This window comes from Blautia ammoniilytica (genome assembly GCF_025566965.1).
Taxonomy (GTDB): domain Bacteria; phylum Bacillota; class Clostridia; order Lachnospirales; family Lachnospiraceae; genus Blautia_A; species Blautia_A ammoniilytica.
Window position 1 is genome coordinate 159,271 of the sequence record NZ_JAOQJL010000001.1, and the last position, 26,563, is coordinate 185,833.

A 26,563-nucleotide genomic window follows, 5' to 3' on the forward strand; every position below is an offset into this window, starting at 1 on the left:
TATAGAGGATAGAGCGCTGTCGCCATCGGCAGTTGCCACGAACTAGAAAGAGATCATTTAGAGGAGGAAACACCATGAATAAAACAGAATTAGTAGCAGCTATGGCGAAAGAGACAAATTTATCAAAGAAAGACGTTGAGGCTGTTCTGAAATCTTTTGTTGACGTTGTATCTGGCGAGCTGAAAAAAGGAGAGAAAGTTCAGTTAGTGGGCTTTGGTACTTTTGAAGTAAGCGAGAGAGCTGCTAGAGAGGGAAGAAATCCTCAGACTGGTGAGACAATGAAGATCGAGGCTTCCAAGGCTCCTAAGTTTAAAGCCGGAAAAGCCCTGAAGGATATGATCAACGAGTAAAGAATATGCGTCTTGATAAATTTTTGAAGGTTTCCCGTTTGATCAAGCGTCGCACTGTGGCTAATGAAGCCTGTGATGCAGGGCGTGTAATGGTGAATGACAAGCCTGCCAAAGCATCCGCACAGGTGAAAGCGGGAGATATTATAGAGATCCAGTTCGGCAGTCGTAATGTGAAGGTAGAAGTGCTGGACGTAAAAGAAACCGTTAAAAAAGAAGATGTGGAGAATCTGTACAGATACCTTTAACAGACATTTATATCGCACCCGACCGGGAAGAACCGGCCGGGTCTATTTTTTTCTGAAAAAGCATACACTGACATAAAGGATACTTTCAGGAGGGCATTTTTGGAAGGAAAAAACGAAAACATGCCTCACAAACTGACCTTTGAAAACAGAACCTCCGGAACTATAACAGGAGTCAGGGATGTGACGTCTTTTGACGAAAAGGAGATCATTCTTCTTACAACCCAGGGAAAGCTGAAATTAAAAGGGGAACAGATGCATGTGAAAAGGCTGGATCTGAAACAGGGAGAAGTGGAAGTGGAAGGAAAGCTGGAGGAAGCGGTATACCAGTCAGGAAACAGTCTGAAAAAAGAAGAACCGTTATTAAAAAGGATGTTTCGCTGATCTGTGGAAAGCTATATCCATTATGAATTCCTCCTTCTGATCCAGTCAGTGTATACCGGGGCTGCCCTTCTTTTGTGCTACAGCTGTCTATTGATCCTTCGCAGACTGCTTCCTCATTCCAGGCTGGGGGTAATGGCAGAAGACCTGATCTACTGGCTTTTTGCAGGATGCTTCCTGTCTGTCAGGCTGTATGATAAAAACCAGGGAATACTTAGGCTTTTTCTGGCTGCAGGGCTTCTTTTGGGGGCTTTTGCTGCAAAAAAGCTGATAGAACCTGTTTTTATAAGCCTTACTGTAAAGATTTTGGAATATCCGTTGAAAATTGTAAAAATCCTGATAAAGAGGTTGCTATTTTGGGCCGAAAGATGTAAAATTTCAGTATGCGAGTTTGCAAGCAGGTGGGGAAAGTGCCCCTTTCGGAAGGGCTTTCACACCCATGCGAAGAAAAACGCAAAAAGGAGTTGGCAGTTTGGCAGGGTCAGGCAAAAAGAAACGAAAAAAGAAAACAGGATATAACCGTCTCGGAATGCTGACCATTGCAGTGACTGTTCTGATGCTTTTGGGGATTCTCATGATGCAGAGCCGGGATATCAGCGATAAGATTGCTGTCTATGATGCAAGGGCTGCAGCACTTGAGCAGGATCTGGAAGAGCAGAAGAGCCGTACTGAGGAGATCGATAAGTACAAGGCATATATGAAGACTGACGAGTATGCCGAGCAGGTTGCCAGAGAGCGGCTTGGTCTGGTAAAGGACAATGAGATCATTTTTGAGGAAGAAAAATAGTATTTCAGCAAGATAACAGTATTTTATCGGGAACATTTTAAAGAGAGACCATAACTGTGAAGTTACATAATAGTTATGAAAGATCGCAAAAAGATCGCAAAAAAGATCGCAAAAGAGGAAATCCTGACGAAAACTTTTTACAGGCATATGCCTGTGTTTGACAGATATTTCCCTGTTCATCCCTTATAATATCAGACTGTGAACAGTGCGGATGACCCGCACAGGCAGGAGCGTTGTTGTAAGGGGAGGGGAGAATATGCAGGAATGGATGATTGCCATGCTCGCACTCAGCATTATGCTGATTGTCCGGGACATGGCAAAAACTATCTTGTCAGGGAAAGGGAGGCGTATGGAGGAAGCATTTCCCCTGTACGAAAGCCATCCTCAGAAAGAAAAAGTAGAGAAATATGCAGAATCCTTTCAGAAGCTGGCAGACACCTTTTACGGGATGCCATACAGGAAGGATTATTTAAGCTCTGGGCAGGTAGAGCAGATTCTGAAGGACACAGGAGAGAATGTGTGTACCAGATGTTATCAGCAGGAGCTTTGCTGGAGGGAGAACCAGCAGCAGATGTGTACCTGGGCCGGGGAACTGATCCGTGCTGTGGAAGAAGGAGATCCTCAGAAGCTTCAGTCTGCAAAGACTCAGTGGATGAGTGTGTGCGGACGTTTTACCCAGTATTATGACCGGCTTTTGGAGAATTTTCAGCGAGAGAAGCAGCGCCTGATCTGGGACAACCAGATGATCGAAGGGCGGCTGGCAGTTGCACAGCAGCTTGCTGAGATTTCAAGGCTTATGGAGATGGTAGCCAGAGATTTATATGATATCAGCCAGCCGGATCCTGATTTTCTTGAGAGTCTGACACGCAGCCTTAAGAAAAGACACATTGTTCTGAAAACAGCCTGGGTAATGGACAAAGCAGAAGGCAGAAGGCAGATCTTTCTCACTATGCGTGCAAGGAGCGGACAATGCATCTCCGTATCAGAGGTTTCCCAGATCCTCTCCGGAGAGTATGGCACGCCTATGACAGCAGCAGGTGATGGAAGGCGGGTGTTGAACGGAGAATTTCATACAGTCCGCTTTACGGAGGATGTAAGCTATCAGATGCTTTATGGGGTGGCACGGCTGACCAAGGAACAGGAAAAGGTTTCCGGGGATAATTATGCATGCCGGCAGGAGGAAGAGGGCAGATTTGTGATGTGTCTTTCTGATGGCATGGGCTCCGGGGCAGAGGCCTGCAGGGAAAGCGAGATCGTAGTGGAACTATTGGAACAGTTCCTGGAATCCGGCTTTTCCCAGGAGACAGCAGCCAGGATGGTGAATACAGCTCTTGTTCTGAAGGGGCAGGAAGGTATGTTTTCTACAGTGGATATTTGTGCGGTGGATCTTTATACAGGGATCTGTGATTTCCTGAAAGCAGGAGCAGCAGCTACCTTTATCAAACGTGATCACTGGGTAGAGGCTATTTCTTCTGAGAGTCTGGCAGCAGGTCTGATGCAGCAGCCGGATTTTGAAACATCTTCACGAAAGCTATATCATGGGGATTATGTGATCATGATGACAGACGGGGTTCTGGATGCGCTTCCTGTGGAGCGGGAAGAGGAGACTATGAAGGAGATTATCATGGATGTGCATGAGGAGGCACCTAAGGATATCAGCAGAGGAATCCTAGAGCGTGTGTTGGGATACAGTGATTATTGTGCAAAAGATGATATGACAGTCCTGGTAGCAGGAATGTGGAGAAAATAAATTATGTACTACAGAAAAGTAAAGGCTTACATAGAAGAATTTGAGATGATCCGTGAAGGGGATCAGGTGATCGCAGGAGTTTCCGGAGGAGGGGATTCCATGGCTATGTTGTCCTGTTTGAGGCAGTACCGGGAAGAGATGGACTTTTCCCTGAAAGTGGTACACGTGCATCACGGGATCCGGGGAGAGGAGGCAGACAGGGATGCTGCTCTTGTAAAGCAGGTGTGCAGTGACTGGCAGATTCCCTGCCAGATCCTCCGCTATGATGTACCGGATCTTGCGAAAGGATGGAAAGTGGGTACGGAAGAGGCCGGACGAAGGGTGCGACAGGAGGCTTTTACACTGGCTTCAAAGGGATGTACCGCCAGAGTCAGGATCGCACTGGCACACAATCAGGACGATCTTGCAGAGACTGTTGTTCACAATCTGTGCAGAGGTACAGGGATCAGGGGACTATCGGCCATGCGTCCGGTATCGGATCCGATCATCCGACCTGTACTGTGTCTTAAGAAGCAGCAGATCCTGGAATATCTTAAGGGGGCTGGGATTCTTTATGGGCAGGACAGTACCAACTTGTCTGAAGAATATACAAGGAACCGGATCCGTCACAGGATCCTTCCTCTTTTACAGGAGCAGATCAATCCGAAGGCTTCTGCCCATATGGCAGAAACAGCACAGCTTCTGGCTGCAGCAGGAGATTATCTGTTTGCACAGGGAGAATGTTTGCTGAAACAGTATGCCAGCTTCAAAGAAGGGGCATATTATCTGCAGGAAGACTTTTTTCGACAGGAAAGTGCATTGGTTCCCTATGGGCTTTTAACTGCTTTTTACCAGGTGAGCGGCAGACAACAGGATTTTACATCTTTACATGTGAAGGATATACAGAAGCTGGTCAGCAGACAGGTAGGCCGTCAGGTACAGCTTCCCTATGGCATGCGGGCAGTACGTACTTATCAGGGGATTTCTCTTTTACCTGGCTCACAGCATGAGGATGGGAAACAGACGGAAGAACAGCTGGAAGAATATAGGAAGGGTTGGGGTATCCCCATACCCGGCAGTGTAAAGTGTCCGCTGGGAGTGGTTTCTGCCAGAGTTTTTTCTTATGAAGGTCAGAAGATTGAAGAAAATAAGTATACGAAATGGCTGGATTATGATACAATATATAGTAGTCTGTCTGTGCGCACCAGGAGTCCGGGGGATTACCTGGTGATCGATCAGAAAGGAAACAGGAAAAAACTGAACCGCTGTTTTATTGACGATAAGATACCCAGGGAGAAACGGGAACAGCTTCCCCTGATCGCAGCCGGTGAGGAAATCCTGTGGATCATAGGCGGAAGGATCAGTGAAAAACATAAGATTACCCAGACTACTGTCAGGGTAATAGAATTACAATACCAAGGAGGAACCATCCATGAGTGAGAAGATCAGAGTATTAATTAATGAAGAAAAGGTTGATGCACGTATCCGTGAGATTGCAGCCAAGATCAGCAAGGAGTATGAAGGCAGGGAGATCCATATGATCTGCGTGCTGAAAGGCGGAGTATTCTTTATGTGTGAGCTGGCAAAGCGGATCACTGTGCCTGTAACTCTTGATTTTATGTCTGTATCCAGCTATGGGGATGACACCAAATCCAGTGGTGTGGTAAAGATCGTCAAGGATCTGGATCAGCCCCTGGAAGGCAAGGACGTACTGGTTGTAGAGGATATTATCGATTCAGGCAGGACTTTAAGCTATTTGATGAAGGTGTTAAGAGCAAGAAAGCCTAACAGTATCCATTTGTGTACACTTCTGGACAAGCCGGACAGGAGGGTGGTACAGGATGTTCAGGTTGACCATTGCTGCTTTGAGATTCCCGATGAATTTGTAGTGGGTTATGGACTGGATTATGCCCAGAGATACAGAAACCTTCCGTATATCGGAGTGGTAGAATTTGAATAAGACAGAAGTGACCATGAAAGGAGAACTAGTTAAGTGAACAAGCAATCAAGCAGAATCGGCCTGTATCTGGTATTGATTGTCGCATTGATTGCCGGGTATTTCTATCTGAACAATCAGGTGGCAACCCAGAGCAATTATACGATGGGCCAGCTGGAAAAAGCATTGAAGAACGGTGAGGTTGCAGATGCAAAGATTCACCAGAACAGCGAGGTTCCCACAGGCTATATCACAGCAGATATTACAGATGTGGGACAGAAGCGGGTATATGTGACAGACGTAAATGAGGCGGATACGCTTTTGAGAGGATATGGACTGGATCCAGTGATGGAGGATGTACAAAGGACCAGTGTTTTCTTATCCAGTATACTTCCTGTTTTTCTGACATGCGGGATAGTGCTCCTTTTTATGGTGATGATGAACCGGCAGGTGTCCGGCGGAGGCGGAGGCAATGCCAGGATGATGGATTTCGGCAAAAGCCGTGCCAGGATGATGACACCGGATGACAGGAAGATCACCTTTTCCAATGTGGCAGGTCTTCAGGAAGAAAAAGAAGATCTGGTGGAAGTGGTGGATTTCCTGAAAGCACCTCAGAAGTATACAAAAGTAGGAGCCAGGATCCCTAAAGGTGTTCTTCTTGTAGGACCTCCAGGTACAGGTAAGACCCTTTTGGCAAAAGCAGTGGCAGGAGAGGCAGGAGTTCCCTTCTTCTCTATTTCAGGCTCTGATTTTGTAGAGATGTTTGTAGGTGTAGGTGCTTCCCGTGTAAGAGATCTTTTTGCAGAGGGCAAGCGTCATGCACCATGTATTATCTTTATTGATGAGATCGATGCTGTGGCAAGGCAGAGAGGCACTGGTATGGGTGGCGGCCACGATGAGCGTGAGCAGACTCTGAACCAGCTTCTTGTGGAAATGGACGGCTTTGGTGTGAATGAAGGCATCATTGTGATGGCAGCTACCAACCGGGTAGATATTCTGGATCCCGCTATCCTGCGTCCTGGCCGTTTTGACCGTAAAGTGGCTGTAGGCAGGCCGGATGTGAAAGGCAGGGAAGAGATTCTCCTGGTGCATGCAAAGGAGAAGCCTCTTGGAGAAGACGTAAATCTGAAGCAGATCGCACAGACTACTGCAGGTTTCACAGGGGCAGATCTGGAGAATCTTCTGAATGAGGCTGCTATTGCAGCTGCCAAGGCAGGCAGAGTATTTATCCGTCAACAGGATATTAAGGATTCCTTTATTAAAGTAGGCATTGGCGCAGAAAAGAGAAGCAAGGTGATTTCTGACAAAGAGAAAAAGATCACAGCTTATCACGAAGCAGGTCATGCGATCCTGTTTCACGTACTTCCAGATATGGAGCCGGTTTACACCATATCCATCATACCTACCGGTATGGGGGCTGCCGGTTATACCATGCCTTTGCCGGAGAATGATGAGATGTTTAATACCAGAGGAAAGATGCTTCAGGATATCACCACCCTTCTGGGAGGGCGTGTGGCTGAGGAGATCATCTTTGGAGATATTACTACTGGCGCTTCCAATGATATTAAGAGAGCTACCAGTGAAGCAAGAGCAATGGTGACCAAATATGGCATGTCAGAGAAGCTGGGGCTGATAGCCTATGGGGATGATGAGGACGAAGTCTTCATTGGAAGGGATCTTGCACATACAAGAGGATACAGTGAAGAAAAGGCAAAAGAGATCGACGAGGAGATTCAGAGGATCATCCGTCAGTGCCATGACCAGGCAAGGGAGATTATTTCCCAGCATATCCAGGTGCTTCACAGCTGTGCAGAACTGCTTCTTCAGAAGGAAAAAGTCCACAGAGATGAATTTGAGTCACTTTTTACAATGGAAAAAAACGGGGATAAAAAAACTAATATACAGAATGCATAAAAAACAAACTCCATTTTTGTGAAGTTTGTGCAGACTTTTCCGGGGAACCGTGGTACTATAATAACCGTAAAAACCCCCCAATACATTATATAGTTTTTGCTACACCCCATAAGAAGAAATACCTTCTCCAAAAAAGACAGCTTATCCCGCTGTCTTTTTTACTTTGTACCGGACATCTTGGAAAACTGCAAAGAGCAGACACTTGACCCGGTAACTACAACGGAAAAGAGGTTGAGTAATGAAAAGGGAAAAAGCGGATGTAATGAAAAATATGCAATATGTATTAAATATGCGGCCTGTCTTGAATAAGGATGCGCTGTTCAGCGATGGGTCTGAGTATTACAGATGTCCGTCAGAACCAATGCCGGGTGACACTGTAAAGATACGGTTTCGTACCCAGAGAAATAATGTGGATGCAGTGTATCTGGTTTATGGTGATGTGAGGCAGGAGATGGAGATATGGTCTTCCTTCAATGGCTTTGATTATTATGAAACACAGATCAAGATGGGAGAAGATATATTCAGATATCATTTTGAAGTTGTATATGGATGGGTTACATGTTATTACACCTATCAAGGAGTATCAGTCAATTCGGAAGAACGGACAGAGTTTGAAATATACCCAGGTTATCATACGCCTGCATGGGCCAAAGGTGCAGTGATGTATCAGATCTTTGTTGATCGGTTTTATAATGGGGATCCATCCAATGACGTGGCAACCGGAGAATACTCTTATATTGGGGATGTAAGCGTGCACGTAGATGACTGGGGAAAGGTTCCGGCAGTAATGGGCGTCCGGGAATTTTATGGTGGTGATCTTCAGGGTATCTTGGATAAGCTGGATTATCTTCAGGATCTTGGGGTGGAAGTTCTGTATCTGAATCCTGTATTTGTTTCCCCAAGCAACCATAAGTATGATATTCAGGATTATGATTATATTGATCCTCATTATGGAAAGATTGTAGAGGACACAGACGAGGGAATCCTACAGAATGGGGATAGGGACAATTCACATGCGTGGAAATATATCCGCCGTGTAACAGACAAAAGAAATCTGGAAGCCAGCAACCAATTGTTTGCACAGCTAACAGAGGAGATCCATAAGCGTGGCATGAAGATCATCCTGGACGGAGTATTTAATCACTGCGGTTCCTTTAATAAATGGATGGACAGAGAGCGGATCTATGAGAATCAGGAAGGCTATCCTAAGGGAGCTTATATTTCGGCTGACAGTCCTTACCGCAATTTCTTCAGTTTTTATGATCAGAACCGCTGGCCTTACAATCCTTCTTATGATGGATGGTGGGCACATGATACACTTCCCAAGCTGAATTATGAAGGCTCCAGGGAATTATACGATTATGTACTTGAGATCGGCAAAAAATGGGTTTCACCTCCTTACAATGTAGATGGCTGGCGTCTGGATGTGGCAGCCGACCTGGGACACAGCAATGAGTTTAACCATCAGTTCTGGAAGGATTTTCGCAAGGCAGTAAAAGAAGCCAATCCTGAAGCAATCATCCTGGCAGAGCATTATGGCAATCCTGAAAGCTGGCTTATGGGTGACGAGTGGGATACAGTTATGAATTATGACGCATTTATGGAGCCTTTAACCTGGTTCCTGACAGGTATGGAAAAGCACAGTGATGAGTACAGGCAGGATCTGTATGGCAACAGTGATGCATTTATTGGTGCAATGAAGAATCATATGCGTTCCCTTCATATGTCTGCTTTTTACACTGCTATGAATGAGCTTTCCAATCATGATCATTCCAGGTTCCTTACAAGGACCAACCACAGGGTGGGCAGGATCTCATATGCAGGAGCAGAAGCTGCATCTTCAGGGATCAATCCGGCAATTATGAGAGAAGCAGTGGCCGTTCAGATGACATGGCCTGGAGCGCCTACCGTATATTATGGCGATGAGGCAGGAGTCTGCGGCTTTACAGATCCGGATAACCGTCGTACTTATCCATGGGGAAGGGAAGATCAAAGCTTGATTGATTTCCACAAGGTGATGATCCGGATCCATAAAGAATACGGATTCCTTCGGGAAGGCTCCCTGAAGTTCCTCTGGAATGATTATCAAGGCTTGTGCTATGGCCGTTTCTCCAATGATGAACAGATGATCGTGATTCTGAATAACCGGGATTATGACCGGGATGTGGAGATCGAGGTATGGCAGACAGGTATCAGCCGTCTGGAGGAAGCAACCCTTAAAAGAATCCTTCTGACCTACAGGGATGGGTTTACAACAGAGGAATACAGCTATATTACCAATGCAGGTGTGATACATGTGCCAATGCCGGCTTTTGGAGCGATGATCCTGTATCATAAATGTGATGATACTGTGTCAGAGAAATAAACGGCGAGACAGCGATACAGTGCAATTATAATATTTTTTGTAAAAATATAGACGAAAGCTGTAAAATCTGCTAAAATACATCTTAGACGGGTGCAAAGACTGTACCCAGAAAGATAGGAGGAATTTATCATGTTAGTAAGTGCTACAGAGATGCTTCAGAAAGCAAAGGCCGGCCATTATGCAGTCGGACAGTTCAATATCAACAATCTTGAGTGGACAAAGGCCATTCTTCTTACCGCGCAGGAGCTGAATTCCCCGGTTATCCTGGGAGTTTCCGAGGGTGCTGGTAAATATATGACAGGATTTAAGACCGTTGTGGGAATGGTGAACGGTATGATGGAGGAACTTAATATCACAGTTCCGGTTGCCCTTCATCTTGACCATGGTACTTATGACGGATGCTTGAAATGTGTAGAGGCAGGATTTTCATCCATTATGTTCGACGGATCTCATTATCCAATCGAGGAGAACGTAGAAAAGACAAAAGAGCTTGTTAAGATTACAAGAGAGCATGGCATGTCCCTTGAGGCAGAGGTTGGCTCTATCGGTGGCGAGGAAGACGGCGTTATTGGTATGGGTGAGTGTGCAGATCCTAACGAGTGCAAGATGGTTGCAGATCTTGGCATTGATTTCCTGGCTGCAGGTATCGGTAACATCCATGGTAAATATCCTGCAAACTGGAAGGGCTTAAGCTTTGAGACTCTGGATGCTATCCAGAAGCTTACAGGCGACATGCCGTTAGTACTTCATGGTGGTACAGGTATTCCTACAGATATGATCAAGAAAGCTATCGATCTTGGTGTTTCTAAGATCAATGTAAATACAGAGTGTCAGCTTTCATTTGCAGCAGCTACACGTAAGTATATCGAGGAAGGCAAAGATCTGCAGGGTAAAGGATTTGACCCAAGAAAGCTTCTTGCTCCTGGATATGAAGCAATTAAAGCAACAGTTAAAGAAAAAATGGAAATCTTCGGTTCCGTTGGAAAAGCCTGAGAATCCATGTAATATACAAGGGGATGCTGCAATGCAGTGTCCCCTTCTATATTGCAATACGAGGAGAGAAAATTATTATGAATAAGAAAAATCTGAAAATGGGACCAGTAGGACCTGAATACATGGAACAGTACAATGCACTGCTTCGCTATGTATTTCAGGTTACAGACCAGGAACTGAATTCTGTAGGATGGAAAGAAAAGGAGATCATCAGGGCAAAATTCCCTACCATGAAACGAGCTGATGTGATTGGCTGGTTTGATGATGGCACATTGGTTTCTCAGGTGGCCGTTTACCCGATGAAGGTTCAGATTTTTGGAAAGACCTATTCCATGGGCGGACTGACAGGAGTGGGCACTTATCCGGAATACACAAATATGGGGCTGATGCACAGGCTTCTGGAGCAGGCTCTGGAAAATATGCGGAAAAAGAAACAGTATATCTGCTATCTTTATCCTTATTCCATTCCCTATTACAGACGAAAAGGCTGGGAGCTGATCTCAGACAAGATTTCTTATGAGATTAAGGATTACCAGCTGCCTAAGAAGAAATGGGTATCAGGTGATGTACGCAGAGTTGACACTGACAGCAAAGAACTGAAGGATACATATGACCGATATGCAGCTCATACCCATGGAGCCATTATCCGTGATTCCCTTGCCTGGAATGAATACTGGCTGTGGGATCGGGATGATATTATGGCAGCTATCTATTACAATGCACAGAATGAGCCGGATGGTTATGTGATCTATTGGATTGAGAATGAGGTTTTTCATATCAAAGATATGATTTTTAACAATGAAGAAGCCAGAACCGGCCTATGGAATTTTGTATCGGCTCATTTTTCTATGATCAATCAGGTAGAAGGAGATACCTACACAGATGAACCGTTGGCGTTTCTTCTGGAGGATGCGGAGATCAAAGAAGTGATTTCCCCATATTATATGGGAAGAATCGTGGATTTTGCAGCTTTTGTGGCAGAATATCCTTTTAAACCGGACATTACTGAAAGAGAATGGCGCTTTACTTTGACGGATCCTGTAATGGAGTGTAATCAGGGGGCTTTCCTGCTAAAAATCTCCAGAGAAGGTAAAGGATGGGCAGAGCGGATCAGTCAGCCCTGCCAGGATCAGATCAGTATCCAGACAATGACCACCATGCTGATGGGATATAAGCGCCCGGATTATCTGGCCAGGATTGGGCGGCTAAAGGCTGGTGAGCATATTATTGACATGCTGGAAGATGCCATTGAACAGCAGACTCCTTATATATCCGATTATTTTTGATATATTTTCCTGTATGTATTTGACAAAAATTACATAAACATGTAAAAAAAAACATACGTTGTTTATAAAAAATGAAAAAAGAACATATTTCTTGAAATTTTAATATAGTGCATTTTGGTTGAAAGCTATAAAATATAATCAACGTGAACGGGGGTGGTTGAACATCCCGGATTCAGCGTATAAGACGCAGCGGATCTGTTAAGGATCCGACCAAAAATGATTCTCATGAAAAGGAGAGACAAAAAATGAAGATGAGAAAATCAATGGCAATGGGACTTGCAGCAGTTATGGCAGCATCCATGATTCCGGCTGTACCGGCAATGGCAGACGATGCTACAGGAAAGGTATATTATCTGAACTTTAAACCAGAAGCTGATGAAGCTTGGCAGAACCTTGCAAAAGCTTACACAGAGGAGACTGGTGTAGATGTACAGGTTGTTACAGCAGCTTCCGGACAGTATGAGACAACTCTTCAGTCTGAGATGGCTAAGAGCGATGCTCCTACTCTGTTCCAGGTAAACGGACCGGTTGGACTGAAAAGCTGGAAAGATTACTGCTATGATCTGAAAGATTCCGATATCTATTCACAGCTTACTTCCGATACTTACACTGTTAAAGACGGTGACGCTGTTGATGGTATTGCATATGTTATCGAGACTTATGGCCTGATCGTAAACAAAACTCTTCTTGAGAAAGCTGGATACACACTGGACGACATCAAGAGTTTTGATGATCTGAAGAAAGTTGCTGATGATATCCAGGCAAGAAAAGATGAGCTTGGTATCAAAGGTGCATTCACATGTGCAGGTATGGACGGATCCTCCGACTGGAGATTCAAGACACATCTTGCAAACCTTCCACTCTACTATGAGTACAAAGATAAAGGCGTAGATGATGCAGACACAATCGAAGGTACATATCTTGACAACTACAAGAATGTATTTGATCTGTACATCACAGATTCTACATGTGACGGTGCTGATCTTTCCGCTAAGACAGCTGATGATTCCCGTAATGAGTTCATCAATAGCGAAGCAGTATTCTATCAGAATGGTACATGGGAGTATGCAGAGCTGTCTAAAACATTCAGCGATGACGAGCTGGCTATGATCCCGATCTACTTTGGTGTAGATGATGAGAACGAAGGACTTGCAACAGGTACAGAGAACTACTGGTGTGTAAACAAAGAAGCATCTGAAGAAGATATTCAGGCAACACTGGATTTCATGAACTGGTGTGTAACTTCTGAGACAGGTACAAAGGCTATGAATGAGGATATGGGCTTCACAATTCCTTTCAAAACAGCTGCAGAATCTACAAACGTATTTGTTAAACAGGATCAGGAATACACAGAAGCTGGTCTGACACCTGTATCATGGAACTTTACAACAATGCCTTCTGAAGAGTGGAAGAACGGTGTTGGTACAGCTCTTACTTCTTATGCAGCTGGTGGTTCCTGGGATGATGTTGTATCTGCATTCGTTGACGGATGGGCAACAGAGAAAGCTCTGACTGAGTAATTTGTGTAAAGTATATCCAAAACCTTTCAAGGATTTGGATGTTGGTGTAAAGAGAAGGGGGAGGCAGTAAGTATGGCCTCCCCTTTCCACATGAAAGACGTAGTCTTACGAAAAGAGGGCCTGGAGTGCAGAAACTGCAGGCACACAGGAATTAAATGAAGTAGGAGGAGCAGAGATGGTAGGAAAATCTCTTAAAAAGTGGTGGCCTGTCTTTGTGTTACCAACACTTGCAGCGTTTATCATTGGTTTTTTATGGCCTTTCATCTGGGGTATTTATCTTTCATTTTGTAAATTTACTACAGTTAAAGATGTGACTTTCGTTGGCCTTGCTAACTATCAGAAGATTTTAATCGGCGGAGACTTCAGTCATGCATTCTGGCTGACGGTTGTTTTTGCATTTGTTTCAAGTATTCTTATTAATGTACTTGCTTTTTCCGTTGCACTTGCACTGACAAAAGGTTACAAAGGAACTAATGTGTTCCGTACAGTATTCTTTATGCCGAACCTGATTGGTGGTATTGTGCTTGGTTATATTTGGCAGACTTTGATCAATGGTCTTCTGTCCATGTGGGGACAGCCGCTGCTGAAGTTATCTGCCAGAAACGGATTTATTGGAATGATCATACTGCTTTTATGGCAGCAGATCGGATATATGATGATCATTTATGTTGCTGGTCTTAACAACGTATCTCCGGATCTTATCGAAGCAGCCAAGATTGATGGAGCTACTTCCAGACAGATCCTGTTTAAGATCAAGATCCCGATGATCATGCCGTCTGTAACTATTTGTACATTCCTTACCCTTACTAATGGATTCAAGATGTTTGACCAGAACTTGTCCCTGACAGGTGGTGATCCGGGCAAGCAGTCCCAGTTGCTGGCATTGAACATTTACGATACATTCTATGGGCGAAGCGGCCCACAGTGGAAAGGCATCGGCCAGGCCAAAGCAGTTGTATTCTTTGTACTTGTAATTGTTATTGCTTTGGTACAGCTTCGCGCAACATCATCTAAGGAGGTGCAGGCATAATGGCAAAGAATAAAGTTATTGCAGATAAACCAAAGAAAAAAAGTATTGTGCCTACGATTATCCTTTCCATTATCTCTGTGGCCTGGATCTATCCGATCGTAATGATCCTGCTCAATTCTCTGAAGATTGAATCAGCAATCACTACATCCGGGGTATTTAAGTTTCCTACAGAAGAGACCTGGAATGGCATTAAGAACTTTGTTGCCAGTGTTACACAGATGGATTTCCTTGCATCTTTCTGGTACAGCCTTGTAATCTCAGTGATGTCTGTAGCACTGATCCTGCTGTGCTGCTCCATGTGTGCATGGTACATTGTCCGTGTAAACGGTGCACTTTCTAAGATTTTGTATTACCTTTGTGTATTCAGTATGGTTGTACCTTTCCAGATGGTTATGTTCACCCTGGCAAAGACAGCAGATACACTTCGTCTGAACAATCCGTATTTCATCTGCATCATCTACCTTGGATTTGGTGCTGGTTTGGCAGTATTTATGTTTACCGGTTTCGTAAAAGGAAGTCCTCTGGAGATTGAGGAAGCAGCTATGATTGACGGCTGCAGCCCACTGCAGGTTTTCTTCAAGATCCTGGTTCCGATCCTGAAACCGACCATTATTTCCACTGCAATTCTGGAAATGATGTGGGTATGGAATGATTATCTTCTGCCTACACTGGTGCTGGATATTAAGAAGTACCGTACCATCCCTATGGCAATCCAGTATTTCCGTGGAAGCTACGGACATGTACAGATGGGACCGATGATGGCAAGTATTATGATCGACATTATTCCTATCATTGTAATGTATTTGGTTTGCCAGAAATATATCATTGAAGGTGTAGTTGCAGGAGCAGTAAAAGGCTGATTTATTAGCAGCCCGTTCTATAGAATTATAAAACTGGTATTATTCAATCAAATTTAATCTTTTCAAGATGTTCATTGAATGATAAAATAGAGATAGTTCCATGCATTTATGCGGGGAACTATCTTTATTTGACTAACCGAAAGTTTTTGTAACTGTAAAGATACTGAACAGTTACAGGATTTTATGATCATAGACGGGGTGCTTGAATGTACAGGATTTTAATTGTAGATGATGAAAGGATTGAGCGAGAAGGTATCAAATACCTGATCGGGAGAGAAAAGGGAGACTATGAAATCTGCGAGGCGTCCAATGGGAAGCAGGCATTGGATGTGCTGCACAGCAAGAAGGTGGATCTTTTGATGACAGATATCCGTATGCCTCATATGGATGGTCTGGAGTTAAGCCGTAAGGCAAGAGAGGAATATAGTGATCTTCAGATCGTGATCTTCAGCGGATACAGTGATTTTTCTTTTGCACAGGAAGCCATCCAATATGGAGTGCTTGATTATGTACTAAAGCCTGTGGATCCGGAAAGGTTTCACCAGGTGCTTGCCAAAGCCCAGGAGGAGATGTCACGCAGGCATCAGCAGAATGCACAGAAGCAAAAAGAAAAGAATTATCTTCAGCAGTATTTTCTTCTAAGCTATCTGTATTCCGGAAAGGCAGAGGTTCTGGAGCAAGCAGGAGAAATTATAGATCTGAATAATTGGGAGCAGTGGCATTGCGGGATTCTTGCGGAAACGGATCAGGATTATTTTGACACTGCAGATGATTTTGCAGCAGAAGGATTGCAAAATGAGGTAGGAAGAAAGTACTTTTATCTGAATCTGAATGCCAGGCAGTCATTGTTTTTGTTCAGAGACAAATATTGTGAGTACCGTCTGGTTGCGGAGCAGATTTATCAGATTTTAAAGCAAAGAACCTCTCTTCATTTCCATCTGGCAGTGAGCCGTAAGTTTGATGGCTGTCGAAAACTTCCAGAAGTATTGGAACAGCTGGAGCAGCTAATGGAAGAGAAGTTCTATCATCCGGATGTTCATATTTTTACTTTTGACGAAGATGAAGAGAAAATGTGCAATGCACAACGCCAGGATTCTCAGCTGATGCAGAAAATCTCAGAAGATGTCAGTCGTAAAGACATTGAGGCCTTATGGAGGCATTTTGGATGCCTTACTGAGAAATACCAGAAAAACACTCAATTTTCAGCCATGTATGTGAAGTTTGTGTTTTCCAATGTGATCCAGGAACTGTTCCAGGAGAATCAGTTTTCCGAAGAAAGACGGCTGGAACAGGAGGTGGATCGCCTGTACCGATGCAATAATATAGGACAGATCCTTAAGATCACCAAGGAGAATATTCAGGAATATGAGAAATTTCTGAAAAATTCCATGGCAGGCTCCAGAGATGAGGTGGGAGCTGTTAAGAATTATATCCATCAGCATTATGCAGAGGATCTCAGTCTGGAAACATTGGCTGAGAAAGTATACCTTTCCTCTGGGTATCTTAGCTTTATCTTCAAAAAAGAAACAGGTATGAATCTGAATCGGTATATCCGTGTGGTGCGAATGGAAAAGGCAAAGGAGCTTTTGTGTACCACCAACATGAAGGTGGCACAGGTCAGTGAAAAAACCGGATTTACCAATGTATCTTATTTTTGCAGAAGCTTCCGTGAATATTATGGAAGCAGTCCGGAATCTTACAGGAAAGGAACCGGAGAGGATGAAGAGATTTCAGACAGGGTTGATAAGAAAATTTAAAAATATGAAATATCGTCATAAGCTGACGATCCTTCTGGTAGTAGCCAGTCTGGTTCCTATGGTGATCCTGGCATGGTACAGTCATATACGGATCAGCAGTATGAGCCGGAGAAATGAAGTGGAGGATATGAATTCTATGCTGGAGCAGATTCGGGAAGGGATTGACAGTCAGATCGAAGTATACTCCAGCCTTCTGAATTACCTGACCTATTCACCGGATATTGAAGAGATCATCAACGAAAAGGATATTGATAATTATATTGCCTACCAGAAATATACAGAGATCGCTGATCCGCTTCTTTCAGTTCCAAAGTCTTATCATGATGCCATTCTTCAGATCCAGTTATTTGCAGAGAGTATTAAGGTGCGCCATGAGTATACCTTGGTGCCTCTGGCACAGATTGATAAGGAGTGGTGGAACGACAGGCTTTCAGATGATATGAAGATCCAGTGGCTGGTAGAAGGCTCATTGTCTCAAATCGCAGCTGTGCGTAAGATCTACCGTGGAGCGAACGTAGAAGCAGTACTTTGTGTGACCTTGGATTATGATAAGCTGTTTCAACCCTTTGAAAATATCATTAATGAGAACTGCGGCGGCATGATTCTGGACAGTGATGGAAATATTATTTATCGAAAAGAGAATTTTAAGGATGAAATGTTGGAGAAAGCAAAGGACAGTGCTCAGATTGTTGCTGCCCTTGACAAGAAATATGCTTCTGTAAACAGCCTTAGTGAGGAAAGCGGCTGGCATTTTTTCTTGTACAAGCCGCAGTCCGTGATAGACAGTACTGTATCTCAGATCCTGATCAGTGAGATTCCGTTGATCGGTATCTGTGCAGGATTGATCCTGGCACTGGGACTTTCTTTTTCAAGGCTCTTTACCCGGAAGATCGAAGAACTTACAGAGAATATGAACCAGGTAAGCCAGGGCGTGCGTGAGGTTACAGTATACAGCGACTCTGAAGACGAAGTAGGACTGTTGATCCGAGGTTTCCAGAGCATGATGGATGAGATCAATCGACTGTTTAAGGAGGTTTATGAAAGTAAGATCGCTTTGAAGGAGTTTGAGCTGAAAGCACTTACTGCACAGATCAATCCCCACTTCCTGTATAATTCCCTTTCTATTATCAACTGGATGGCGATCCGCAGTGACCAGACCGAGATCAGCAGGGTAACACTGGCTTTGTCCACCTTTTATCGTACCGCTCTTAGCAAAGGCAAAGATATGGTTACAGTTGAAAGCTGTATCCAGAATATTGAAGCATATCTGGAAATCCAGCTGGTTATGCACGACAATGATTTTAGAATAGAATGGAAGATTGATCCTGATGTAAAGGGGGAGATCGTTCCCAAGCTGCTGCTTCAGCCTGTGGTAGAGAATGCACTGGAGCATGGTCTGGATGTAAAGGAAGAAGGGGAAAAAATCCTGAAGCTTTCCTTTGTACAGGATGGAAATGATGTTCTTCTGATGGTAGAAGATAATGGAGCAGGTATGGATCAGGCAGAAGCGGAGACCCTGGTCACATATCAGGCTGTAGGATATGGTTTGAAAAATGTAAATGACCGTATCTGTCTCTTGTATGGAGAGGATCATAAGATCCGTATTTATAGTAAGAAAGGCGAAGGAACCCGGGTGGAAATGCGGATTCCGAAGGGAGTTTTACAAAGTGAGAATTAGTAAGAAAATCTGTGCTGCCATTGTTGCTTCGTGTGCAGTTTTGGCATTTTCAGGCTGTACCGGCAGTCCTGAAGTTAAAGAAGAGCCCAAAAAGTCGGCGGCAGACACAGAAGAAGAATGGAAAAAAGCTGCAACTACATCTTATGGGAAGTATCCGGAACTGGTTACGTATACGCTGGCTCAGATGAACGGTGCCAGTAATTCCAATCTGCCTTCAGGGGATACTTATGAGGACAATGAATATACCAGGTATCTGAAAAAAATGTTGAACATTCAGAACGAGAATGTATACATGGAGAGAGAGGATCGGTACAATGAAGGACTCAATGTACTGGTCCAGGATCGTAATATTCCGGATATCATGGTAGTAAATGATCGGGAAACACTGAATCTTCTGGTAGAAAATGATATGATCGAAGATCTTTCCCAAGTATACGAGTCCTGTGCCTCCGACAGAATTAAGGAAATGTATGACAGTTATGGTCCGGCACTTCTTGCATCCGGTACTTATGACGGAAAGCTGATGGCATTGCCTGAAACTGTGATCGATCATGGCCCTTGCTTCTTGTGGCTCAGAAGAGACTGGATCAATCAGCTAGGGCTTGAGGAGCCTGAAAATCTGGATGATGCATTTGACATTATTGAAGCTTTTGTAAAGAACAGGATGGGAACGGACGAAGGGGAAGAGCCTATTGGTCTGATCTGTGACAATGTTCTTGTAGGCTCCACCAGTGCCAATTATTCCATAGATCCTATTTTTGATTTGTTTGGAGCCCATCCCAGAAAGTGGCAGATTTGTAGTGATGGGGAGATTGTATATGGATCTCTTACTGCATCCACCAAGAAAGCCATTGCCTATATTCATGATCTGTATGAAAGAGGAATCATTGATAAGAATTTTGCATTAAGAGAGCAGAATAATCTGAGGGATCTGGTATTAGAAGGAAAATGCGGCGCTTTCTTTGGATTGTGGTGGACTCCTAATAATCCCTTAATGGATGAAGTGATGAACAATCCGGATTCTGACTGGGAACCATATTATCTGGTGCAGCGGGATAAGGATTATGGAACAGACTTTTATAATTCTTTCAGTGACAATAAGTATGTGGTGGTCAGAAAAGGATATGAGCATCCGGAGATCGTTATGAAGATCGTCAGCGTACTGTTTGATTATAGCAGATATGATGCAGATGATGCAGATGAAGTGAATGGATATTTTGCATTGAATGTAGATCCTACCGCAAGGCCTCTTGTGATCAATGTGGATTATTATGATGCCACTTATATGGCTACTAAGGATATCCGTAAAGCGATGAATCGTGAGATCTCAGAGGACAAGCTTTCCGCACTGGAGGAGTCTTATTACACGGCATGTACTAATTATCTTACCAACTACATGAAAGGGGAAGCAGTAAATGCAGAGGACTGGGCTGCATACAAATCCAGGATCTCAGCTATCGGCCTTTTGGTAGATCATGGATATGAGCCGCCTACGATCCAGTATCTTGCAGAGTCAGATGGAGAAGCACCCCAGATCCTGCAGAATCTGGAAAAAAATGCCTTTATCCAGATGGTTATGGGGAATAAGCCTATGGATTATTTTGAAACCTTTGTGGAAGAGTGGCTGGAGCAGGGAGGACGGGAATTGTCCCGGAAAATCCAGCAGCAAAACAACAAATAATCGGTGCTGGATCAATTTGGGTACAGTAAAATAATATTTGGCAAATTATGATAGATTTGCTAATGATTATTTTACTGTATCTTTTTATTTATGTGCGAAAATGCTTGCAATTGTTACTGGTATCATGTAGTATAGCAGATACTATGTGCAAGGAGGAAATAAAATGGAAGGAACCAGGATGAGGATGAGCTTTCGACAGAAGTTTATCGGTGATAAAGCCTTTTATAAAATGGTTTTGGCTGTAGCGGTGCCTATTATGATCCAGAATGGGATCACGAATTTTGTGAGTATGCTGGATAATATTATGATCGGCCGGGTAGGGACGGAGCCGATGTCAGGGGCAGCGATTGTGAATCAGCTGCTCTTTGTTTATAATTTGTGCATTTTTGGCGGTGTTTCCGGGGCCGGTATATTTACGGCTCAGTATTTTGGACAGAAAGACCATGAGGGTGTACGGCAGACATTCCGGTATAAGCTGTGGCTGGCAATTGGATTGACTGTGATTACATTTTGCCTTTTTATCACCTGCGGCAGTTCTCTGATCGGTATGTACCTGAATGGAGAGGGGACAGCCCAGGCGCTGGCAGCAACCAAGGGATATGGCCTTGATTATCTTAGAATCATGCTGTTCGGACTTCCTGCTTTTATGATGGTACAGATATATTCCAGTACCCTTCGTGAATGTGGTGAGACAGTGCTGCCTATGAAAGCCGGTGTAACTGCAGTCGTTGTAAATCTTGTATTTAATTATTTTCTGATCTATGGTAAATTTTTCTTCCCAAAACTGGGAGTAGAGGGAGCAGCCATTGCTACCGTACTTTCCAGATATGTGGAGGTTGCCATTGTGATCGGATGGACCCATACACATCAAGAGAGAGCACCTTTTGCAAAAGGTCTGTACAGTACACTGAAGGTGCCTGCTGTTCTTACTAAGAAGATCCTGGTCAAGGGAACACCGCTTCTTCTGAATGAAACCTTGTGGGCCGGTGCAATGGCTATGCTGGCGCAATGTTATTCTTTGCGAGGATTGAATGTGGTGGCTGCGCAGAATATCTCCAATACCATAAATAATGTATTTAACATTGTATTTATTGCTCTGGGAGATTCAGTTGCCATTGTAGTAGGACAGCTTCTGGGAGCCGGGGATATGAAAAAAGCCAGGGATACAGACAACAAGATGATCGCTTTTTCAGTATTCTGCTGTACTGGGGTTGCCCTTTTAATGTTGGTGCTGGCACCATTTTTTCCAAGGCTTTATAATACAAACCAGGAAGCAAGGGGGCTGGCTGTACAGTTTATTATGGTAATGGCTGTATTTATGCCAGCCAACGCCTTTTTGCATGCAGCCTATTTTACGTTGCGTTCCGGTGGCAAGACCATCATCACTTTCTTTTTTGATAGTGTATTCGTATGGTGCATCAGCGTTCCTATCGCTTATGTGCTCAGCCGGTATACCCAGCTGCCCATCATCGGGATTTTTGCAGCAGTGCAGACTGCAGATCTGTTGAAGTGCGTAGTAGGATATGCACTTGTGAAAAAAGGAGTCTGGCTGCAGAATATTGTTTCATAACAGGCATTCTTGAATTTTTTTTCTTGACAGAAGAATATGCTTGATGTAATATTATCTAAATCTCTTTGCACTGCATTACATTCTTATTGAGAAACAGAATGCGAGATCAACAGTACAAACTGAGCAGGCGATGCCGATTCTGGCATGGGGCCGGGCTGCATAAAGCGGCAGCGGATGTGAGACTTATTGCACATCTGTGGGACAGTGTATGTTCCGCAGGTGTGTTTTTTATTTTAAAAGGAATGACAGATCTGTGGATGCGCTGCGTGGTTTAATGTATGTGCCATAACGAGAGACCATTTTGTATTGCTTAGGAGGTCTTATTATGGAACAGGAAAACAAAGAAAATGGAAGCCAAACTCAACAGAAGATTGCTATGAGAGTTTCCGGAGTAAGTATTACAGTGAACCTGGTTTTATCCTTGTTTAAACTTCTTGCAGGTATTCTGGCTCATTCAGGAGCTATGCTTTCAGATGCAGTACATTCTGCATCTGATGTGATCAGTACGATCGTGGTGATCATTGGAGTGAAGCTTTCCGGTAAGAAGTCAGATGCAGAGCATCAGTACGGCCATGAAAGGCTGGAATGTGTGTCTGCGATTATTCTGGCAGGACTGCTTTTTGCCACAGGTGTGGGGATCGGCATGAGTGGGATAAAGAGCATTCTTGCTGGCTCCAAAGGGCAGAAGATAATGGAGCCGGGACTTCTTGCCCTGATAGCTGCAGTTGTTTCCATAGTGACGAAGGAGTGGATGTTTTGGTATACCAGAGCAGCGGCGAAAAAGATAAGTTCCGGTGCACTGATGGCTGATGCATGGCATCATCGTTCCGATGCCCTGTCCTCTGTTGGATCTTTTGTTGGTATATTAGGCGCAAGGCTTGGCTGTCCTATTATGGATCCTATCGCCAGCGTGGTGATCTGTATTTTCATTTTGAAAGCAGCAATTGATATTTTTAAGGATGCCATAGACAGGATGGTAGATCATTCCTGTGATGAGGAGACAGAAGACAAGATGCGTCAGGCTGTTCTGGAAGTACCAGGGGTAAAGGGGGTAGATGTTCTTCAGACCAGGCTCTTTGGATCCAAAATATATGTAGATCTGGAGATCTCTGCAGATGGGCAGCAGAGTCTGAATGATGCCCATGCCATTGCAGAAAGAGTACATCACATGATCGAGAATACCTTCCAGGATGTAAAACACTGTATGGTACACGTAAACCCATATACAGGTAAATAAATAACAAATAACCAAAATAACCATTGAAAAAGCTGCAGAACTGATAATGTTCAGTTTAACTACACTTTGTTCAATGGTTATTTCATTTCATTCTCTTATTCTGATTTTATTCTAATTTCAGGCCGCAGATCCTGCAGTCCCGGGTTCCCACAACCATATAATCATTGTATATAGCTGGTGATGCTTCGATCGCTCCACTGGAAATTTCATTCTCATCCAGAAGCTTTCCGGAATTTCCATCCAGAAGATAAGCCTTTCCACCACAACTGCAATAAAGCACCTTACCGGAACCATCGGAATTGTATACACATACAGGAGAAGACCAGGCATAATATGCTTTATGCTCCCACTTGACTTCACCGGTCTTTTTATCAAGACAAGCCAGTACACCATCATACTGAGCACCGGTTTTGGCTACGGTTACATAAATATAGTCAGACAGCTTCTTCTTTCCTAAAGCAATGGTTGACTGTACACCACCGGATACACCGTCATCAGAGTAACACTCATAGGAAGTTTTCCATATGATACGGCCGTTCTGTGCATCAATCTTCCAGATCGGTACTTCAGCAGAGCTGCTGCTTCTCCAGCCTAAACGGAAAGAAGTGCTTACATAAAGGTACAAATGGTCATCTTCTATGGACAACACAGGAGTGGAGTTGGAGTCATCCAGTGTATCCTGAGCCCAGACAAGCTGAAGCGTATTCAGATCCAGACACATCAGATTGCCCCCATTGTCTGTGACAAAAAGATATCCGCCATATACAGCGGCACTGTCCTCCATGCCAAGCCAGTAGGACGCAACGCTGGTACGGTTCCCATAATAATGCCATTTTACTATATGATCCGGATTGATGGACAGAGTACCGGCTTCCTGGTCGTATTGTGTGTTCAGACGGATCAGATAAAGAATCCCGTTTTCGCCAGGATAGATCAGAGTATCTGTGTCTGCATCTACAAGCGGAGAAGAGTCAAAATAGCTTAATGCTCCCCGCAGGGAAAATGGATCGTTGTTCCCAAAGGTGTACATTACGGAACAATCAAGAAGGTTTACCACAAAGACGCGGGCTGTACCCTGATTGCTGTCATAACCGGCGCCAACATACAGAATCGGATATCCTCTGGGATCAAGTGCGCCGGAACCTTTAAATGTGAAACCAAGATTCAAAGTGTCACGGGTCGCTTCTCCGGTTTCCAGATCCAGGAAATATACATACCCATCCATGCAGGCATAGATGACTTCCACAAGATCATCCTTTTCTTTTGCCCAGTCATACATATTCATGACCTTTTTCACTTTCTTAGGCCATTTCATTATCAACGGCTGTCCGGTCCAGCCACTGCCAGACCAGGTGGCACCATTATAAGTAATGGAACTGGTTTTGGCAGACCAAAGACTGGTAAGCTTGTTCTTCTTCATATCAGCAGTTCCATAAACAGGGTTATCGCGGAAATTATTACCCCGGAAGGTAACAATGCCATCTACATCTGTATATTCGCTGCCTTTTCCAAAAGAAATCTCCTGGTCCGGTTTATAGCTTAACGGATTGGTCAGTGTAGTCCCATCAATATTGATCTCTGTAGTCTGTATGTAATTGGAGGGTGCGGTAGACTCAGTGCAGTGGGGAGCAAAAGCTTCCGGCTGCAGCCCTTTGGGAGTATCCCCAGAGCTGTCCTTGCTATTTTTCTGAGCAGCTTTTGCAGATCTGGCTGAGGGATCCGATGCATGAACAAGGTTCAGACCATCTGGCTTATCCTGAAGCACAGCGGAAGCTGCAGAAGCAGGATTACTTTTCTGCCAAAGCCGAATGCCCATTAAAACCATAACTGCCAGAACGATCAGAAGACCTTCCGTAAGCAGAAGGGATTTTGCAAATCTGCCGGAATGCCCGGATTGTTTTCTTTGGTTTTTAGCCTTGCTGTTTTTACCGTTGCCTGGAGAGACTTTTTTTTGTGTTTTCATTTTATATTTTTCCTTTTCCCTATAAATAACCTGATAAAATACATTATACCATCAGGAAAAAGGAAGGGCAAGAACTGGTTAAAGTAGCAGGTCAATAATCTGCTGTATATTTTCTGAAGTCCCGGTGAAAAACCAGAAATCCAGATCCATATATCCGTTACCGCTGTCTGGGTATCCGAAAGTAGTGCTGGTTGTTTCAAGTTCTGCGAAACCATCGTCTCTGGTATCGTTCATATAGATAAAAAGAGAACAGCCGGTTTGTCCGGGGGTATCAGAAGGCTCCTTGATATACGGATCAGAAGGATTGTTGTAATAGTTTCGTATCAGCAGTGTCCATTGATTTTCGGAAAGCTTTAACAGATATCCCACCCTTCCATGAGTCTGATAAGCCTTAAAGCCTATTTTATGTTCTTCATGGGAATGAACCTTTACTTTGGCAAGCCCATTTTCAAAGGACAGTACATTTCCTGAAGAAGGGGCATAGTAGTCCACATAGTCCAGAGTTTTTCCGCGATAAGGGATAAGAAAGGTTCCGCCTGGACGTACCTGGAAAAGATTCCAGATTTCCAGAGGCATGGGAGCGTCTGGTGTAAAATCTTCCAGATAGATATGCTCCTGAAAACCACAATAGGAAACCTTTGTGACCAGATCGGAAAAAACGCAGGATGCCGAAAGAGGATTTGAGAGCGGACGGATCTGGCGGCGGATATGAAAACGCTTATGTTTCCAACTGGATTCATATAAATCTGCCTGGAGCAGAGAACTAAGTTCTATCAGCCCTGGTGCCTCACTGGAAATATGATAGTCTGCAGGGTCAATACCGGGTTGTACAGTATAAGATTCCTTAAAGTGTTCCCTGGATTTGGTGAAAAAAGGAAATTCCGGGGCAATCCAGATTCTGTCACCGCCCATATCCCAGTTTCCTGCATTGAAAAAGTCATCAAAAGAAGGACTTTTAGGATATTTGCTGTTGATCCATGTAAGAGGAACTGAAGAATCCGAAATATATGGACCAAAGATGCGACAGCCATCCTCTTGGATCAGCATTTTGTGTCTGGAATCCAGGGAAAATTCACGAAATGTTTTACCACTTTTCTTCAAAAAATTTTTCAGTTGTTTGATTTCGATTTCACTCATTGTAATCTTTCACCTCTCTATAACTGGCATAAGCTGTAGATACTATTGTTTATTATAATTAATATAATTGGAAAAACCAATCTATATATTGAATTATATATAAAAAATTGGAAAATGCAAATAAAAATGCAAAAAACAATATAATTC

General features: G+C 43.8%; 22 protein-coding genes and 1 riboswitch. Of the genes, 20 read left to right on the forward strand and 2 right to left on the reverse strand.

Translation table 11 applies throughout. The features are described from left to right. Positions 1–74: 74 nt before the first annotated feature. From OCV61_RS00685 to OCV61_RS00780, 20 genes are all read left to right on the forward strand, one after another. Positions 75–350 (forward strand): HU family DNA-binding protein, encoded by a 276-nt coding sequence (locus OCV61_RS00685; RefSeq protein WP_158420116.1) that lies wholly within the window; start codon positions 75–77, stop codon positions 348–350. A 5-nt stretch (positions 351–355) separates the two neighbouring features. After that, positions 356–595 carry an RNA-binding S4 domain-containing protein gene (locus tag OCV61_RS00690; protein ID WP_158420118.1) on the forward strand — a complete coding sequence of 80 codons (240 nt, stop codon included), beginning with the start codon at positions 356–358 and terminating at the stop codon, positions 593–595. A gap of 99 nt (positions 596–694) precedes the next feature. Next, a complete protein-coding gene (yabP, locus tag OCV61_RS00695) occupies positions 695–976 on the forward strand; it encodes a sporulation protein YabP (protein ID WP_262582567.1) in 282 nt (93 codons plus the stop codon). A gap of 3 nt (positions 977–979) precedes the next feature. Continuing rightward, positions 980–1,492 carry a spore cortex biosynthesis protein YabQ gene (gene yabQ / locus OCV61_RS00700; RefSeq protein ID WP_158420120.1) on the forward strand — a complete coding sequence of 171 codons (513 nt, stop codon included), beginning with the start codon at positions 980–982 and terminating at the stop codon, positions 1,490–1,492. Next, entirely contained in the window at positions 1,446–1,760 is a 315-nt protein-coding gene (locus tag OCV61_RS00705) for an FtsB family cell division protein (protein WP_244092985.1), read from the forward strand. The genes yabQ and OCV61_RS00705 overlap by 47 nt, the downstream gene beginning before the upstream one ends. 256 nt (positions 1,761–2,016) lie before the next feature. After that, the gene (locus OCV61_RS00710; RefSeq protein ID WP_158420122.1) at positions 2,017–3,510 is read left to right on the forward strand and encodes a SpoIIE family protein phosphatase; all 1,494 of its coding nucleotides are present in this window, start codon (positions 2,017–2,019) and stop codon (positions 3,508–3,510) included. Between the two features lie 3 nt (positions 3,511–3,513). Beyond that, the gene (tilS, locus tag OCV61_RS00715) at positions 3,514–4,929 is read left to right on the forward strand and encodes a tRNA lysidine(34) synthetase TilS (RefSeq protein ID WP_158420124.1); all 1,416 of its coding nucleotides are present in this window, start codon (positions 3,514–3,516) and stop codon (positions 4,927–4,929) included. After that, positions 4,922–5,449, forward strand: a complete 528-nt coding sequence (gene hpt / locus OCV61_RS00720) for a hypoxanthine phosphoribosyltransferase (protein ID WP_158420126.1) — start codon at positions 4,922–4,924, stop codon at positions 5,447–5,449. Before tilS ends, hpt begins: the two co-directional genes overlap by 8 nt. Before the next feature lie 33 nt (positions 5,450–5,482). Next, entirely contained in the window at positions 5,483–7,339 is a 1,857-nt protein-coding gene (gene ftsH / locus OCV61_RS00725) for an ATP-dependent zinc metalloprotease FtsH (RefSeq protein ID WP_158420128.1), read from the forward strand. Positions 7,340–7,577: 238 nt separating this feature from the next. After that, positions 7,578–9,704 (forward strand): glycoside hydrolase family 13 protein, encoded by a 2,127-nt coding sequence (locus tag OCV61_RS00730; RefSeq protein ID WP_158420130.1) that lies wholly within the window; start codon positions 7,578–7,580, stop codon positions 9,702–9,704. 129 nt (positions 9,705–9,833) lie between these two features. Beyond that, complete coding sequence (gene fba / locus OCV61_RS00735) at positions 9,834–10,697, forward strand: class II fructose-1,6-bisphosphate aldolase (RefSeq protein WP_158420132.1); 864 nt, start codon at positions 9,834–9,836, stop codon at positions 10,695–10,697. A 77-nt stretch (positions 10,698–10,774) separates the two neighbouring features. Beyond that, complete coding sequence (locus tag OCV61_RS00740; protein ID WP_330382849.1) at positions 10,775–11,983, forward strand: GNAT family N-acetyltransferase; 1,209 nt, start codon at positions 10,775–10,777, stop codon at positions 11,981–11,983. 245 nt (positions 11,984–12,228) lie between these two features. Next, entirely contained in the window at positions 12,229–13,503 is a 1,275-nt protein-coding gene (locus OCV61_RS00745; RefSeq protein WP_158420134.1) for an ABC transporter substrate-binding protein, read from the forward strand. 175 nt (positions 13,504–13,678) lie between these two features. Beyond that, the gene (locus tag OCV61_RS00750) at positions 13,679–14,533 is read left to right on the forward strand and encodes a carbohydrate ABC transporter permease (protein ID WP_158420136.1); all 855 of its coding nucleotides are present in this window, start codon (positions 13,679–13,681) and stop codon (positions 14,531–14,533) included. Then, a complete protein-coding gene (locus OCV61_RS00755; RefSeq protein ID WP_158420138.1) occupies positions 14,533–15,393 on the forward strand; it encodes a carbohydrate ABC transporter permease in 861 nt (286 codons plus the stop codon). Before OCV61_RS00750 ends, OCV61_RS00755 begins: the two co-directional genes overlap by 1 nt. Positions 15,394–15,599: 206 nt before the next feature. Beyond that, positions 15,600–17,150, forward strand: a complete 1,551-nt coding sequence (locus tag OCV61_RS00760; protein WP_158420140.1) for a response regulator transcription factor — start codon at positions 15,600–15,602, stop codon at positions 17,148–17,150. Positions 17,151–17,154: 4 nt separating this feature from the next. Further along, positions 17,155–18,828: a cache domain-containing sensor histidine kinase gene (locus OCV61_RS18725; protein ID WP_262582573.1), complete on the forward strand. Its 1,674-nt coding sequence runs from the start codon at positions 17,155–17,157 to the stop codon at positions 18,826–18,828. Further along, positions 18,818–20,509, forward strand: coding sequence for a type 2 periplasmic-binding domain-containing protein (locus OCV61_RS00770; RefSeq protein WP_262582568.1), 1,692 nt, complete (start codon positions 18,818–18,820; stop codon positions 20,507–20,509). The genes OCV61_RS18725 and OCV61_RS00770 overlap by 11 nt, the downstream gene beginning before the upstream one ends. A 163-nt stretch (positions 20,510–20,672) precedes the next feature. Further along, on the forward strand, positions 20,673–22,079 hold the full coding sequence (locus OCV61_RS00775; protein WP_244092986.1) for an MATE family efflux transporter: 1,407 nt from the start codon (positions 20,673–20,675) through the stop codon (positions 22,077–22,079). 109 nt (positions 22,080–22,188) lie between these two features. Next, positions 22,189–22,286, forward strand: a riboswitch (NiCo riboswitch). A gap of 118 nt (positions 22,287–22,404) precedes the next feature. Beyond that, a complete protein-coding gene (locus tag OCV61_RS00780) occupies positions 22,405–23,316 on the forward strand; it encodes a cation diffusion facilitator family transporter (protein ID WP_158420143.1) in 912 nt (303 codons plus the stop codon). A gap of 106 nt (positions 23,317–23,422) precedes the next feature. Here OCV61_RS00780 and OCV61_RS00785 read toward each other — a convergent pair whose 3' ends face one another. Then, positions 23,423–25,279 (reverse strand): outer membrane protein assembly factor BamB family protein, encoded by a 1,857-nt coding sequence (locus tag OCV61_RS00785; RefSeq protein ID WP_262582569.1) that lies wholly within the window; start codon positions 25,277–25,279, stop codon positions 23,423–23,425. A gap of 78 nt (positions 25,280–25,357) precedes the next feature. Then, positions 25,358–26,416 (reverse strand): DUF6786 family protein, encoded by a 1,059-nt coding sequence (locus OCV61_RS00790; protein WP_158420145.1) that lies wholly within the window; start codon positions 26,414–26,416, stop codon positions 25,358–25,360. Positions 26,417–26,563: the final 147 nt, after the last annotated feature.